This window comes from Aureispira anguillae, from assembly GCF_026000115.1.
Classification (GTDB): Bacteria; Bacteroidota; Bacteroidia; order Chitinophagales; family Saprospiraceae; genus Aureispira; species Aureispira anguillae.
The window spans coordinates 7,540,801-7,556,241 of sequence record NZ_AP026867.1; the positions used below are offsets into that span (position 1 = coordinate 7,540,801).

Genomic DNA, 15,441 nt, shown 5'->3' on the forward strand with positions numbered 1-15,441 from the left:
GGTTGTTATCTGATCGCTAGCGTTTCTTTTTGTGATGAAGTCCTAATTTCATAATCCAATTCTTTGGGGATATGCAAGGTATAAGTTACCACCTCTCTAAGTTTATTTCCATTGATGAAAACATCAAGGGGTTTATTTTTAATTCTTAATACGCTACTGTATAATTGAGGCGGAGCGTATACTTCTAACTGGTACCTACCTGATTTTTTTAAATATTCTAATATTCCTTTTTTGCCAGCAGCACTTTGAACGGTGATGTCAATACCTAATGTATTCGTTGTTGCTTCTTTAGTTTTGATAACTAGATGTTTAGAAGTGTCTAGAAAAATGATTAAATGATCATTTTCTATTGAAATATTGCTCTGTGAATACTGAATAGAGTGTTGACCTAATAGAATACTAGCTGTTAGTAAAGTGAAAAATATGAGGATTAACTTTTTCATAACTATAAGGTTTTATATATTTATAATAAATATTATTTTTAAGTAGGCTAATATCCTATAAATAAATAGGTGTAGTAAGTAGATGGACAAAAATAATTAACATTAAATGGGGCATCTTTTGTCCGCTAAGCTTCCTTGAAAAGCCTCGCTTTAGCCCGCTAAAGCTACGTTTTGCAAGTCGTTAGCGAAAAAAATATACTCCAATTTTTAAACTACTAATTTTGTCCATCTACTTAATTAAGAGGGGAGATAAGGTTAGTCCTTAATATACAAGGGGTTACTATTGAGAGTAGTTAAAAGTAAGCCAATGCTTAACTTATTGATTAATAGAGATTTATGATTTTTATTTTTTATATTATTTCCATATTTTAGACTTTTTCCTTTTTTGGGATGTTTTTTTTGGAAAATGCGAAAATATTCCTTATATTTCTTAATGCATTTTATTAATTACTAATGGACAACGTACAGTACAAACTAAATTAATAGCATCATGAAGCGATATAATTATAAAAGGAGGCAAGCAATAAGGATATTTGTAGTAGAAGATGAACCAATGTATTGTAAAATGGTCAAATATACTATGGAATTAAACCCTGATCATGAAGTTTATGTCTTTGAAACAGGGCAAGCTTGTATAGAACAATTGCATTTAAATCCAACGATTGTATCTATTGATTATAGCCTGCCTGATATGAATGGTGAGGAGTTATTGAAAAAAATCCATAATTATGATAAAAATATACGAGTAATTGTTTTGTCTGGACAGGGAGATATTGCAACAGCAATCAACTTACTTAGACAAGGAGCTTCTGACTATTTGACCAAGGATAACGAAACGCAAGAACGTTTATTGAATAGCGTTAATCTATTAAAGGAAAATTCTTCATTGATAGAAGAGGTATCCCAACTGAAGGAAGAGCTGTCTGAAAAATACCAGTTTGGAAATATGTTGATTGGTACTAGTGATGCTATGAAGCATATTTTTAATTTATTAGAACGTGCTGTAGAAAATGAAATAACGGTTTCGATAACAGGAGAGACTGGAACAGGGAAGGAAGTAGTTGCCAAAACAATTCATTACAATTCATCTCGAAAAAAGGCAAAATTTGTAGCCGTCAATATGAGTGCTATTCCTAGAGATTTGCTAGAAAGTGAATTGTTTGGACATGAGAAAGGGGCGTTTACTGGAGCGATTGCCCGAAAACAAGGAAAGTTTGAATTGGCAGACAAGGGAACGCTTTTTTTGGATGAAATTGGCGATATGGACATCAGTTTGCAAGCCAAATTATTAAGAGCTATCCAAGAACGAGAGATTGTTCGTGTTGGGGGAGCAGAGCCTGTCAAATTTAATGCACGAATTATTGTTGCTACGCACAAAAACTTAGCTGAAGAGGTGCAAAAAGGCAATTTCAGAGAAGATCTATATTATAGAATACTGGGCTTACCCATTGAATTACCACCATTAAAAGAACGAGAAGGAGATATTCTAATCTTGGCGCAATATTTTTTAGAAAACTTTAAAAAGGCCAATCCTAAGCGCAATACACTTCAATTGTCATCAGAGGCAAAAAACAAGTTGATGAATTATAATTATCCTGGAAATGTAAGAGAATTAAAATCTATTATTGAATTGGCTGCTGTGCTAACCGTTGGTAAACGAATAGAGGGCAGCAGTATTCAGTTTAGAAGCCCTCAGAAAACAATGGATTTACTAGATGGGGAATTAACCATCAAAGAATACGTTAATAAAATTGTCTATCATTATCTAAAGAAATATCGCAACGTTATGGTCGTTGCTAAGAAATTGGACATCGGAAAATCTACCATTTATAAAATGCTTAAGGAGGATAGAGAATTAAGTGAATTGGTAAAAAAGTATTGATTTTTCTTTATAGGTTTTGTTCCCTTTATAAGAAGCAATTTGTCTATTAGGCTCCCAGTTAAAATTCCCAAATAATCAGAACCTTGTTGAATGAGGTTTTTGCTTTAATACCTTCTTTTCTTTGGATACATTTTAAGTGTTTAAGAAAAAGTGTGCTACTAAATTTTAATTATTGGTCTATAAATTTGAATCTTATGTATTTACCAAATCCAACTATTCAGAGTATACTTGCTGCAATAACTACTTTAGAACTAGATTCAAATGAGGTAGTTATTTTTTTATTTGGGGAACAAACCGTTATTAATTATACAGGGCTAATTGACGAGCTCAACAAAAAGGAGATTGCTTTTTTTGGAGCTTTTTTTCCTGGTATAATTTATAACGATCAAAATTTTGACAAGGGGGTTGTGTTGGTTAGGTATCGGCTTGGTAAGCCAATAGAAATTATACAAGACCTATCTACCTTATCTGAACAAACGTTGTTTAGTGAGGATAAAATTCTTGATTATCAAGAGGAGGAACAGGAGTCTACGATTTTTGTCTTAGTGGATGGCTTGTCACCTTATATTGCCGATTTTTTGGCAGATCTTTATAATAGCTTGGGAAACTCTGTCAATTATATAGGAGGAGGGGGAGGTTCTCTTTCTTTAGAACAAAAGCCTTGTCTGATAACTTCAGAGGGAATGCTAAAGGATGCGGGAATTATTTGTTGTATTGATGCACCTGTTAGTTTGGGTGTTCAGCATGGGTGGAAAGAATTAGAAGGTCCTATTATTGCAACCAAGACCTACAAAAATATAATATACGAGTTAAATTGGAAAAATGCCTTTGAGGTTTACAAAAGCATTGTAGATAAGGATAGTTCGCAATCCATCGAAGCAGACAACTTTTTTGGTATTGCAAAGGGATATCCTTTTGGAATTAGAATGGAAGGGCAGGAGGACATCGTGCGAGACCCTATTGCTGTTGGAGAGGATGGAGAATTAATTTGTGTTGGTGAAATTGAAAGCCATTCTGTCTTAAATATTTTAAAAGGACAAGCTGATAACTTAATTAAATCTGCCCAAATTGCAGCAAGTGAATCAATACTTGGAGCAAGAAACAAGCCGAATCAAATCTTTACGGTGGATTGCATTTCTAGAGTATTGTTTTTGGAGGATAAATTTGAAGAAGAACTAAAATCAATAACCAATATCATTCAAGAGAATACTCCTGATTTGGTGCTAACAGGAATTTTATCACTAGGTGAAATTTCATCTGATGGAGAGGGACCACTTTATTTTTTCAATAAAACGATTGTTATAGGGACCTTTAACTAAGTTATCAAAGAACCATTTTTTTTAGCATAAATTGGTTTATTCGTCTTATTACCTAATTGTTGTTGAGGCAAAACTATTGATATGAAGGATTCAAAGGAAATAATAGAACATATCTCCTTATTGTATGAGTTGTCTATCGCTATAGGTACCTCTTTGGATATGCAAGAAAATTGCAAACATTTTCTGACGATCTTGATGCGTAGAATGAATATCGTTTGTGCCTCTGTTTGGGTGCGAAACAATGTTTTTGATAATAGTGAATTTCTGAATTATCAATTGGTATATGGCTACCCCATGGCTAGGGTAAAGCATCGAAAAATTGACAAAGATGAGCTGCTAAATATAGGGCTTTTGCAGCAGACTTCTGATGCTCCAGATTCGGATTATTCTTTATTGTTGGAAGAAGATCAAGAAGATGAATTAGACGGTAACATCTGCATTGTTTTTAATTTGAGAGAAAATGGATTTATCAAAATCTATTTTTCTAAGACAACAAATGAGGGGAAATTAATGTCAAAATTAAACCCCTTGAGAGATATTATGGATAAGTTCGCCTTATCTATGAATGGCTGTATTGCGCACGGTCGAGCTTTGTACGAAACTCAGAAAAGACACCGAATTCAAAAAGAACTTATTGCTAGTAATGACAAATATGAATCGGTTGTCCGAAGTATTGGAGAAGGGTTAGTAATTACGGATCTGGGAGGCTATGTCATTTTTGTAAACGAGAGCATGTGTCGGTTATCGGGGTATTCACAGGAGGAGATTATTCAATCTCAAGGATATAAATTAATGATTCCAGAAGAGTATTGGGCAGAGTATGAGCAAAAATTAAACGAGCGAAAAGTTGGCCAATCGGATAATTATGAATTTCCTATGCGGCAAAAAGGAGGGGGGGCTAGATGGGTTTCGGTTAGTGCAACGCCTTACCTTAATAGCGATGGTATTGTTATTGGTAGCTTGGCTCTTATTGTTGATATTACAGAAAGTAAAATCGCCCAGCAAGAAATTTTGGAGGGAAGAAAAAAGTTGCAACTTATTTTGAATACTTCTTTGGATGCGATTATAACCATTGATGAAGATAGCTTGGTAACGGGTTGGAATCAAAGTGCCGAACGGATGACGGGCTATGTTGAGAAGGAAGCTTTGGGGAAACCTCTACATGATTTAATTATTCCTCCTGTAATGGTTAAAGGGCATCAAGAGGGAATGAAACGCTACCTAAAAACAGGAGTAGGCCCTGCTCTAAATCAACGTTTGGAGTTGAGTGCTATTCGAAAATCAGGAGAAGAGTTCCCGATTGAATTATCCATTGCTCCCATCAAAATTCAGGATAAGTATTTCTTTTCAGCTTTTTTAAGAGATATTACACAGCGCAAAGAAAATGAAAATGCATTGATTAAAGCCAAGCAGAGAGCAGAAAAGGCACGAAATGTAGAACGCCAGTTTTTAGCACACATGAGTCATGAAATAAGAACCCCAATGAACGCTGTAATTGGGATGACTTACCTGCTGAGTCAATCTAATTTATCCCAAGACCAATCTGATTATGTAGAAGCGCTGAAATTTTCTGCGGATAGTTTGATGGCAATTATTTCAGATATTTTGGATTTGTCTAAGATAGAGGCAGGAGAAATTGAGTTAGAAAGCCGACCATTTTCTTTGCATTATTTACTCGAATCTTTGCAAAGGACGTATCAATTTAAGGTACAAGAAAAAAATATCTCGGTAGAAATTAATATCGATGATAAGATTCAAAATCAAATTATTGGAGATGAAACTAGAATTAGCCAAATACTGGGCAATTTATTGAGTAATGCAAGTAAATTTACCTCTGATGGATATATTGGGGTAAATGCACTGGTCGAAGAATCTACAGATGAAAAGTATTGGATTAAGTTTCAGGTTTATGATACGGGGATTGGTATTGCTGAAGAAAATATTAATCAAATCTTTGCTAGTTTTAAACAAGCAACGATCGATACCCATAGAGAGTTTGGGGGAACGGGACTTGGGCTTTCGATTGTTAAGCAACTTATAGAATTACAGGGAGGGAGTATACGGGTAGAAAGTACACTAGGACAGGGAACCATGTTCACTATTTTATTGCCCTTTATAGATTCTGGCATGTCTATTAACGAAGAAGAAGTACAGCAAACTCAGCATAATCATACCTTAGGACGCTTAAAAGAATTAGAGGTTCTAATTGCAGAAGATAATCCCATTAATCAAAAACTAATAGGAAGTATATTGGAGCAATGGGAGGTAAGTTTTGATTTGACAAAGGATGGCGTAGAAGCGTTAGAATATTCAATGACGAAAAAATACGATTTGATCTTCATGGATATTAACATGCCTAGAATGAATGGTTATGAAGCGGTCGTAGCCATTACAACTGATTCTGCGAACCCCAATTGTAAAACACCAATTATTACTTTAACTGCTGCTGCTTTGCATGAAGAACGAAAGAGAATGTTTGAGGTTGGGGTATCTGATTTTATAACCAAGCCTTTTTCTCCTCAATTGCTTCAACAAACCATTATTAATTGCTTAGACGAAAAGGCAGCATTGCATGAACCTAAGAACGAAAAATTAATTTTTGAGCCTACTGCTACTCAAAAAGCTTATGATTTAAGTTATTTAAAAAAGTTTAGCCAAGGGAGTTCTAAATTTATAATAGAAATGGTGCAGATGTTTTTGGATCATAATCCTCAAAAAATAAAAGAGCTAGAAACGTTTGTTCAGAATGAGAACTGGGACAATATTCAAGATGTTGCACACCAAATGAAATCTACTTTGGGAACGCTAGGGATGTTTGAACAACAGCAAATTGCCAAAAAAATAGAGGATGATATCCGAAATAAAAAAATAGTGAAAAGCAGTATTTTTTCTTTGATTAAAGAATTAAAAACAGGCTGTGAAAAGGTTTATCCATTGTTGAAAGAAGAGTTGAATAAAAGTTAAACCAAACATTGATTCTTTAAAATGGAATTAATTCCATTTTTTAATATGTTTTGATGAAGTTGTTTTGAGTTAACTTGTTGTTTTGTAGTTGTTTGTGTTTTTGGAGAGGTGTTTGTTTTATACTATAATGAAGATAAAGAACATTAAAAGAACCGCTAAGACTAAAAAATACTCATTAACAGATAAAGCTTGAAGGTTTCCCTATTCTAGAAAAGTCTAACCCTGTGGGTTAGGCTTTTTTCTTTGCCATAAGATAGTCGTCCCTATTAAAACAGAAGGACTTATCTCATTATCTGGGGGCTTTATTTCTAGGAAAAGGATGGAGCCTGAATGGTTGTAAATCATGAAACAATACTTCTTCTATTTAGATGAAATTCCATTTTTAGGAAAAAAATAAGCCATAAAAAGAGCTGTTAATATATTTTTAACTTGTGTTAAGTTGTTGATTTTTAGTTATTTGTGTTTAATTGCTTCAGGTTGTGGAAAACTTGGAACAGCTATTGGAATTTAATTAATAAGAATATGTATAGCCAATAGATAAACTAGGCTGCTTTTATTACTTACTCACCCTTAAAAATAATTACTAATGAAAGAAAGACTATTGATTATAGAGGATAACAACTTCATGATGGCTTTACTTAAGAATATATTCGAACCACAATTTAATGTTTGCTGCATGTCGAATGGATATGAAGCACTAGAATGGATTCATGAAGGAAATATACCCAATTTAATTATTTCCGATTTGCGCATGCCCGAAATGGACGGAATAGAATTTTTGAACAATTTAAAAGGAAGTATTTTTTATCGTAATATTCCTTTAATCATGCTTTCTGGGGTAGATAAAAGTGGAGATAGAATACAATGCCTACAGATGGGAGCAGATGATTTTGTTGTGAAACCTTTTAACCCCGAAGAATTAATTATTCGTGTTGAAAAACTCCTAAAATAGCATCTTTATGGGACTGATAAGAATCACTAGAAGCATACTTTACATTGGTAATGATAATAGTATCTTAAGGACCTTAGTAGACTGGTTCGATAGCGATTATGATATTTATCAAATAGGAACCCCACTAGAAGCATTTTCCTGGTTGAGAGAAGGGCATAAAACTCCTGCATTAATTTTAATAGAGAATACTTACAGCAATATTAAGGTACTTGATTTTAGTAATTTAATAAAACAACGATTTGGACATAAACGTTTTCAAATGCTTGTTTTAGTAAAAAATGAAACAGAAATTAATATGGAAAAAGCACGAAACAATCATGTGGTAGACATCTTTGAAAAACCATTGATAAATACCCAAAAAGAGCGTTTGGTCTCATTAATGAATAATCAACTAAAAAAGGAAATTTACGAACCTAAGCAAGGACCAACCTTAACAAAGTTTAAAATCCCTACTTGGAAACGTACTTTTGATATACTGGTAGCTGGCACAGCTTTATTGATTTTATCTCCCTTATTAATTCTTGTTGCCTTTCTGATTAAATTAGACTCTAAGGGCGCTGTTTTTTATACCTCTAAAAGAGTTGGAAGCGGATATAAAATATTTGATTTTTATAAGTTTAGAACCATGAAAATAGGGGCTGATAAAGAGTTGGATGCCCTAAAAAAAGAAAAGAATCAATACCAAAAAAAGAAAACAGGAAACCTTTTAGAGCAGCAGGTTTGTGAAAATTGTATCGATGGAGATTGTACTCAGTTAGTCATTGATAATCATACCATTTGCGAGCGACAGTTTTTGGCAATGAACAAAAACAAACAAGCAGCTTTTGTCAAACTAAGCAGGGATCCTCGAATTACTAGATTAGGACGGTTTCTTCGAAATACCAGCATTGATGAACTTCCTCAACTATTCAATATTCTAAAGGGGGATATGTCTATTGTTGGAAATCGTCCATTGCCTTTGTACGAAGCGGAACAATTGACGACGGATCATGGGGTGCAACGGTTTGCTGCTCCAGCGGGATTGACAGGTTTGTGGCAGGTCAGAAAACGGGGACAAAAGGACATGTCTGAGGAAGAACGAAAAAACTTGGACAATGAGTACGCCCAAAATTATACGTTTTGGCTTGATCTTAAGCTCATTTTTCAAACCATTGGAGTTTTTATTCAAAAAGAAAACGTATAACATGGAGCTGTCAATCCGACTTAGGCATTTCTTGATCTTGCTTTTGTTTCCATCTTTTGCTTTAGCTCAAGAAGATAGCCTAACTTCAGAGCAACAATGGGATAACATCTTAGTTTTTGTTTATGAATTGCCTCCCCTTGAAGAGTTGCTTCAAATCGCAACCAATCGTTCTTCTTTAGTAAAGAGTAGAGATGCACTTATTGCGGTAAAGGAAAATGAACTAAAGAAGATTAAAAATGATTGGTTAGATATCCTGTCTTTTAGAGGAAATGTGGGCTATGGAAATAGTTTTATCGATGTGAATCAAAACAACTTAAATGGTGGGATTGCATCTAATATCAATACTGTTTTATTTAATGTTGGAGTTGCCGTTAATTTGTCTCCTGCTTATTGGGTAGAACGTAAGTATGAGATGAAAATATTAAAATCTTATGTTGCTTATGAAAGAGCAATGAAGGATGAAGCAAAATTGATTGTTGTACAAAAAATTACGGATGCTTATGTTAGCCTAGAATACTATCGAGACATTTATACAAGGGCAAGTGCAGGCTACGAATCGAACCGAACGACCATCCAATTGGCTCGTAAACAGTTTTTGGAAGGAGAAATAAACATCGCTACTTATAATGATATTAAGCTCAAAGATATCAAATTAAAGTTAGAGATAGAGGGCTATAAGCAAAATCTCAAAAAGGCATATTATACCTTACAGCATCTACTTGGAGTGGGAACTCCCCAATAAAAATAAAGGTTCTTTGATAACCCATAGGCTCACATAGTAAACCGTGTGGTAAACACTAAAAAAAGGTAAGGTTTTAACTACTTTTTTTAGTAAAAAGTTATAGGTCGTAAGTCGTATGCTTAGTTCCTGTAAATACAGGACATACGACTTACGGTCTATAACCTATAACAAAAGTAGTAATAAGCAGGCAAGGTAGTTTATGATTCCACACCATTTACTTAGCTGCACTGCTACTCCGTGGTCGTAATAGAGTTGTCAAAGGACCAAAACAAATAAAGAAAATCTTTGGAAACCAGTTTTTTATGTTCTGGGGAGTAATTCTATGTTTTTGAGGACATCTTTTTAGGGGAGTAAAGTATAGATTTTGTATATAAAATCTATTTTTTTATTATATTTAAAAATATAAACAATTATGAGAGGTCTTATTCTACAACGGCAAACTATTCTTATAACCATAAGAAATAATCCAAAAAAATAGGAATAGAAAGATTAAATCATTGCCTAAGCTAAACTAGATAGTATATGAGTCTTTTTCGATTTATAAAACTAATACTCCAGCACTATCTATTAGTTCTATTTGTACCGTTTTTTATGGCTGCCTTGGTTTATTATTTGACCATTGGAGAAGAGAAAAGTTATTCGAGCAGCAGTTCTATTTACACGGGGATTGCTTCAGGGTTTAACGTTGATATGGGGCAAGGAGTAGGAGATCGGTTTATGGTTCAAAGTGTTTTTGAGAATGTATTGACCATTATGAGAGCAAAGGAGGTCAAGGAAGAGGTGGGGGTTAAGTTGATCGCTCAACATTTAATTCAAGACCCCAAAACAGTGCCTGCTCGTATTTGTACGCCTATTACGATTCAAGAACTACACAATTTAATCCCTGAAGAGGTACGGCAAGAATTAGCGGTAGCAGGTAACTTTGATGCGACTTTTGAAAAAACAATGACCTACCTAAAAAAGGATCATCTCAATGTCATTTATCGCATTGTACACACCAAACGATTTATTCCAAATTATTCTATTCTTGCACTCAATCATATAGGATTTAGACGGATAAAAACCAGTGATTTGGTAAAAGTAAATTTTACATCTACTGATCCTGGAGTTGCGATGAATACCTTACGCTTTTTTTCAGAAGCATTTATAAAAAAATATCGTTATGTAAAGGTTAGTGAAACGAATGATATTGTCGCTTATTTTGAAGCAAGGTTATTAAATGCTCAGGCTAAATTGGATGGCTTGGAAGCAGACTTATTGGCTTATCGTTCTAGCAACAATATACTAGATTATACCGAGCAAGTAAGGGCTATTGCTCAACGCCGCCAAGAGATGGAAGGAGAAATATATAGAGAGCGAATGACACTCGCTTCGGCAGAATATACCAGCAAATATGCTCAGGAACAATTGGATATGCATTTAAACGTGTTGAGCAAAAACACAGAAATTATTGCCAAAAGAAATCAATTAGAAGCGTTAGCGAGCGAAATTGCTAGAATGAAAATTTTTGATGAAGCGGTTGCTAAAGATAGCCTTGATCAATTGGAGTTAAAATTGACTGCATTAAGAACAGAAATGGAAAGAGAGCTGGAGGCAATATTTGCTATTAATTATAGCACTTCAGGGGTGAAAACTAAAGACATTCTAAAAAAATGGTTTGACAATATTCTTAATGTAGGAGAGTCTAAAGCTAGATTAAAGGTCTTTGCTACTCGGCAAAAGGCATTTAAAGATTTGTATCAAACCATGGCACCTATTGGTTCAAATCTAACAAAAATAGAGCGAGAAGTAGCCGTTGCAGAAGGATCTTATCTAAGGATTTTAGAGGCTTTAAATTTGGCAAAAATGCGCCAACAAAATATCGCTTTATCTACTAAATTAAAAGTAGTAGATGCTCCCTTATTTCCTACCAGCCCAGATCCATCCAATCGAAAACTATTGGTCATCGTTGCATTTTTAGTTGGTGGCTTATTCATTGTAGGTTTATTGGTATTGTTAGAATGGATCGATCAAAGCATTCGACGACCGCTTAATTGGATAGCATGGACAGGGCTACCCTTGGCTTCTGCTTTTCCACTTTTTCCAAAAAAACAAGGTAAGATTTATTATAATCAGTTAAAAAAAGCGCTAATCCATCGGCTTATCGAAGAACTGGAGCAGCAACAACAAGAACAAGGTTCGTCATCAAAAACCATTTATTTGGCGATTTGTAGCCTGCAAGATGGAGAGGGGAAAACACTAGTTATCCAAGAATTAGCCCAAGTATTGGTGGCATTGGGGAAAAAAATTAGTATTCATCAACCTCGACGATTAGAAGAGGGCGAATGGAAGTCCCCCTTTGTTCAAGAAACAGAAAAAGAAGCCCCACCCGTCAATTATTATGAGTTGGATGATGGTAGAATTAATTCGGAAACGCTTTTTAATAAAACGACCCAAGATTTAGATTATATCCTTATAGAGTTGCCTTACTTACAGGGCTATCAAACTCCTCATAAGATTTGGAGCAAGATCGATAATTGCGTGTTGGTAGCGAGAGCCAACCGATCATGGGGATCAGCCGATAAAAAATCATTGGAGAACCTAAAGCGAATAATGGGAAAAGATCCTATGCTGTTTTTAAACGCAGTTAAATTGGTGTTTTTGGAAGAAATTATAGGGCGAATACCACGAAAAAGGAGCAAATGGCGGCAAGTCTTGCGACAGTGGTGCCGATTAGAATTTCAAAAATAGTACTTGACGTTAATTTTTTCCTGTAAACTATTGTAAACGATTACTTAATTCCTAATGCGTATGCTAAATAAGCCCCAGAATGTACACATCAAAAAAGGAGCTGATATTCTTTATGTGCCACTAATTTTTGTTGGCTTAATTGGAGGTTTAGGAATTATTGCACAGGGGTTAGTCTACAATTGGATGCTGACCTGTATCGGGCTAGTGGGCTTGCCTATTGGTTTGTTTTATTTGTACAAAATTTTTCAAAACCCTAGACTAGGTATGTGGTCTGTATTGGTCTATTGCTTTGTTTGGAGTTTAATTGCCCGTTATCTCTTTGCCTATACTAGAATTTCGTTGCCTTTTGGGTTGGGGGTTGACGGTTTGTTATTTTTGACCTTTGTGGCTATGATTTTTAGTGGAGGAGCAAAGGCGCCATATACCATCCTCCAAAACAAGCTAGTCGTTTTGACTTTTTTGTGGTTTTTCTTTGTTTTTCTACAGTTATTTAACCCACAAGCAACGAGTAAAATTGCTTGGTTTTATGCAATGAGATGCTATGCGCTTTACTTATTTTTTACGGTTATACTGACCTATATGCTATTAAACCAAAAGGAAGATTTAGATCGGTTTTTTCTTCTATTTGTCGGGTTTTCTATTTTTGGGGGACTTTATGGAGCCTATCAATTGAATATAGGACTGAATTACGCTGATAGCATTTTTATTCAACCTAAGTTAGACCGCCATATGTTGTTTGGTAAGTTGCGAGTATTTTCATTTTATGAGAATGCTGGACAAGCGGGCGTTTCTCAGGCTCATGCTGGGCTAATTGCCAATATTTTATTTATTCATGAAAAGCGGCGAAACTATAAAATTTATTACTGTATTGGGATGTTAGCCTGTTATTATGGAATGGCTATTTCTGGAACGAGAGGGGCATTGGTTGTCCCAATTATTGGCATGGGAGTTTATCTAGTATGGTGTCGTAAACCGATTGTTACCATTTCAGGAATTATCGTAGGCGCTGTTATTTTGTTTTTATTGGTGTTTACAACAGTGGGGCAAAGTAATTATACCATCAATAGAATGCGAACGGCATTTGATCCTAACGACCCTTCTTTTCAGTATCGGATGGAGGCGAGGGCTCATTATCAAGAATATATGAATAAACATGCGTTTGGCTGGGGCATAGGAACCGCTGGTTATTGGGGAAATCGATTTAATGGAGAAGATAATGTTATGACAGGAACCGATGGTGGTTATGTGCAATTACAAGCAGAAATAGGTATTGTGGGGTTGTATTTTTATTGGTTCTATTATTCATTTATTCTTGGTGCTACTTTTTGGATGTTGCTAAAACTGAAGGACTCAGAACTTTACCCCAAAGTATTGGCACTTTGTTGTGGAATAATGGGGTTGCTGGCTGCTAATTATGGCAATAGTGTAATTTATCAATTACCAAGTAACTTAACTATTAGCATGAGCTTGGTTTATATCTGGATGGCTAGGAGTTGGGCTTTAGGAGAGGACTTGCCCAAATTTGAATCTAAATTTAATACAAAGTACTGACTTATTGATGGTTGAAATGTTTCCAAAATATGTAAAATATCCACTTAGAGGAATTTTTAGTATAAGTTTTATTTTTTGAAATATTGATAACCAGTTGTTTATGTGTTGGTGTGGAAATGGTTTAATAAAAAATAGATTACAATTAGAGGGATTATAAGACCTAATTACTCCAATTGTATTAACCAAACGGAAAGCTGCTTTTTAATTTAAAGCAATAACATTGGCAGTGTAAAGGAGGGGGTGAACAAGGTATCTTGTTTATGGTGTAGCATATATGCTTGAGTTTAACAATAAAAATAGAGCATTATTTCCTGATTTGAAATCAGTTTTCCAGAATATGGAAATATAATGGCTTGCTTTAAAAATTATTTATTTGATTTTCAGGTGTTTGTGTTTGTGGTGCATTTTTGGAATTATTAGAATTGAAGTTAATTTAATCATTGTTTGAGATAACTTTATTCTATTGTAAATAGTTAAAATTATGATTCGGAATAGAAATATTGTAGTTTTTGGTTTACAGCCTTGGGATATTGAAATAGGAAGTAATTGTAAAAACATTGCCTTAGAATTGGCTAAGAATAACAAGGTGCTTTATATCAATAGACCACTTGATAGAATTACTTGGTTAAGGAAGAAAAAGAATACAATTGCTCAGAATCGAATGGATGTTTTAACAAGGAAAAAATCACCTTTGGTTCAGTTGGATACGAACTTTTGGATTCTAACTCCCCCTGTTGTGATGGAATCTGTACAATGGTTAAATTCAAGTTTTTTATTTAAATTTTTTAATCGATGGAACAATCGAAAACTAGCTAAAACGGTTAAACGATACTTAGAAAAGTTAGGGTTTAATGACTTTATTCTATTTAATGATAGTGCGATGTTTCAGGGGAATAACCTAAAAGAATTTTTGAGTCCTGAGCTATTTATCTATTATATCAGAGATTACCTTATTGCACAACCGTATTTTGAAAAGCACGGTCCTAATGCTGAAAAGCGATTGGTTGAACAAGCTGATCTTGTTGTTGCAAATTCTACTTATTTAGTCAATTATGCAAAAGTATACAATTCGAATAGTTTTTATATAGGGCAAGGTTGTGATTTAGAGGAATTTCAACCTCAAGAAATTCATTCTGTTCCAGCAGCGCTCAAAAAACTAAGCGGACCAATTATTGGATATGTTGGCAATTTAACTTCTAAGCGGCTAGATCTAGAAATTTTGATTTATCTAGCAAAACGAAACCCTTCTTGGTCTATTGTTTTAGTGGGGGGAGAAGATAATGTTTTTAAGAAAAGTGTACTACATAATTTTGATAATGTTCATTTTTTAGGTTTTCAAAAACCAGAAACATTACCTCAGTTTATCCATGGTTTTGATGTCTGTATCAACCCTCAAGTCCTAAATCAACTGTCTATTGGGAACTACCCACGTAAAATTGACGAATATTTGGCAATGGGAAAGCCTGTTGTTGCAACCCGAACCGAGGGAATGATAATGTTTGAGGATTATGTTTGCTTAGCAGAAGATAAATACCAATTTGAAGCCGACATAAGATACTTACTAAAAACAGATTGTGAGGCATTGCGTATGCAACGAATTAATTTTGCCAAATCCCATACCTGGGAGAATAGTGTTCGTGCACTCGAAAATGCCCTTGTAAATAAAATTGCGTAA

General features: G+C 34.5%; 10 protein-coding genes. 9 read left to right on the forward strand and 1 reads right to left on the reverse strand.

Annotated features, from left to right (window positions below; genetic code table 11):
- Positions 1–5 precede the first annotated feature (5 nt).
- Positions 6–443: a hypothetical protein gene (locus tag AsAng_RS29120; protein ID WP_264790681.1), complete on the reverse strand. Its 438-nt coding sequence runs from the start codon at positions 441–443 to the stop codon at positions 6–8.
- A gap of 490 nt (positions 444–933) precedes the next feature.
- Between AsAng_RS29120 and AsAng_RS29125 the strand changes: the two genes are divergently transcribed.
- From AsAng_RS29125 to AsAng_RS29165, 9 genes are all read left to right on the forward strand, one after another.
- Positions 934–2,325, forward strand: coding sequence for a sigma-54-dependent transcriptional regulator (locus AsAng_RS29125; RefSeq protein WP_264790682.1), 1,392 nt, complete (start codon positions 934–936; stop codon positions 2,323–2,325).
- A gap of 194 nt (positions 2,326–2,519) precedes the next feature.
- On the forward strand, positions 2,520–3,644 hold the full coding sequence (locus AsAng_RS29130) for an FIST signal transduction protein (protein ID WP_264790683.1): 1,125 nt from the start codon (positions 2,520–2,522) through the stop codon (positions 3,642–3,644).
- Positions 3,645–3,725: 81 nt separating this feature from the next.
- On the forward strand, positions 3,726–6,608 hold the full coding sequence (locus AsAng_RS29135) for a PAS domain-containing hybrid sensor histidine kinase/response regulator (RefSeq protein ID WP_264790684.1): 2,883 nt from the start codon (positions 3,726–3,728) through the stop codon (positions 6,606–6,608).
- A gap of 586 nt (positions 6,609–7,194) precedes the next feature.
- Entirely contained in the window at positions 7,195–7,560 is a 366-nt protein-coding gene (locus tag AsAng_RS29140; protein WP_264790685.1) for a response regulator, read from the forward strand.
- A 7-nt stretch (positions 7,561–7,567) separates the two neighbouring features.
- Positions 7,568–8,743 carry a sugar transferase gene (locus tag AsAng_RS29145; protein WP_264790686.1) on the forward strand — a complete coding sequence of 392 codons (1,176 nt, stop codon included), beginning with the start codon at positions 7,568–7,570 and terminating at the stop codon, positions 8,741–8,743.
- A 1-nt stretch (position 8,744) separates the two neighbouring features.
- Positions 8,745–9,485, forward strand: coding sequence for a TolC family protein (locus tag AsAng_RS29150; protein ID WP_264790687.1), 741 nt, complete (start codon positions 8,745–8,747; stop codon positions 9,483–9,485).
- A gap of 522 nt (positions 9,486–10,007) precedes the next feature.
- Positions 10,008–12,215, forward strand: a complete 2,208-nt coding sequence (locus tag AsAng_RS29155) for a GumC family protein (protein WP_264790688.1) — start codon at positions 10,008–10,010, stop codon at positions 12,213–12,215.
- 60 nt (positions 12,216–12,275) lie between these two features.
- Positions 12,276–13,766, forward strand: a complete 1,491-nt coding sequence (locus AsAng_RS29160) for an O-antigen ligase family protein (protein ID WP_264790689.1) — start codon at positions 12,276–12,278, stop codon at positions 13,764–13,766.
- A 481-nt stretch (positions 13,767–14,247) separates the two neighbouring features.
- The gene (locus tag AsAng_RS29165; RefSeq protein WP_264790690.1) at positions 14,248–15,441 is read left to right on the forward strand and encodes a glycosyltransferase; all 1,194 of its coding nucleotides are present in this window, start codon (positions 14,248–14,250) and stop codon (positions 15,439–15,441) included.

What these genes read in the sequence shown, in the direction of transcription:
- AsAng_RS29120 (WP_264790681.1), bottom strand. Translation starts at nt 443, where the DNA reads ATGAAAAAGTTAATCCTCATATTTTTCACTTTACTAACAGCTAGTATT.
- AsAng_RS29125 (WP_264790682.1), top strand. Translation starts at nt 934, where the DNA reads ATGAAGCGATATAATTATAAAAGGAGGCAAGCAATAAGGATATTTGTA.
- AsAng_RS29130 (WP_264790683.1), top strand. Translation starts at nt 2,520, where the DNA reads ATGTATTTACCAAATCCAACTATTCAGAGTATACTTGCTGCAATAACT.
- AsAng_RS29135 (WP_264790684.1), top strand. Translation starts at nt 3,726, where the DNA reads ATGAAGGATTCAAAGGAAATAATAGAACATATCTCCTTATTGTATGAG.
- AsAng_RS29140 (WP_264790685.1), top strand. Translation starts at nt 7,195, where the DNA reads ATGAAAGAAAGACTATTGATTATAGAGGATAACAACTTCATGATGGCT.
- AsAng_RS29145 (WP_264790686.1), top strand. Translation starts at nt 7,568, where the DNA reads ATGGGACTGATAAGAATCACTAGAAGCATACTTTACATTGGTAATGAT.
- AsAng_RS29150 (WP_264790687.1), top strand. Translation starts at nt 8,745, where the DNA reads ATGGAGCTGTCAATCCGACTTAGGCATTTCTTGATCTTGCTTTTGTTT.
- AsAng_RS29155 (WP_264790688.1), top strand. Translation starts at nt 10,008, where the DNA reads ATGAGTCTTTTTCGATTTATAAAACTAATACTCCAGCACTATCTATTA.
- AsAng_RS29160 (WP_264790689.1), top strand. Translation starts at nt 12,276, where the DNA reads ATGCTAAATAAGCCCCAGAATGTACACATCAAAAAAGGAGCTGATATT.
- AsAng_RS29165 (WP_264790690.1), top strand. Translation starts at nt 14,248, where the DNA reads ATGATTCGGAATAGAAATATTGTAGTTTTTGGTTTACAGCCTTGGGAT.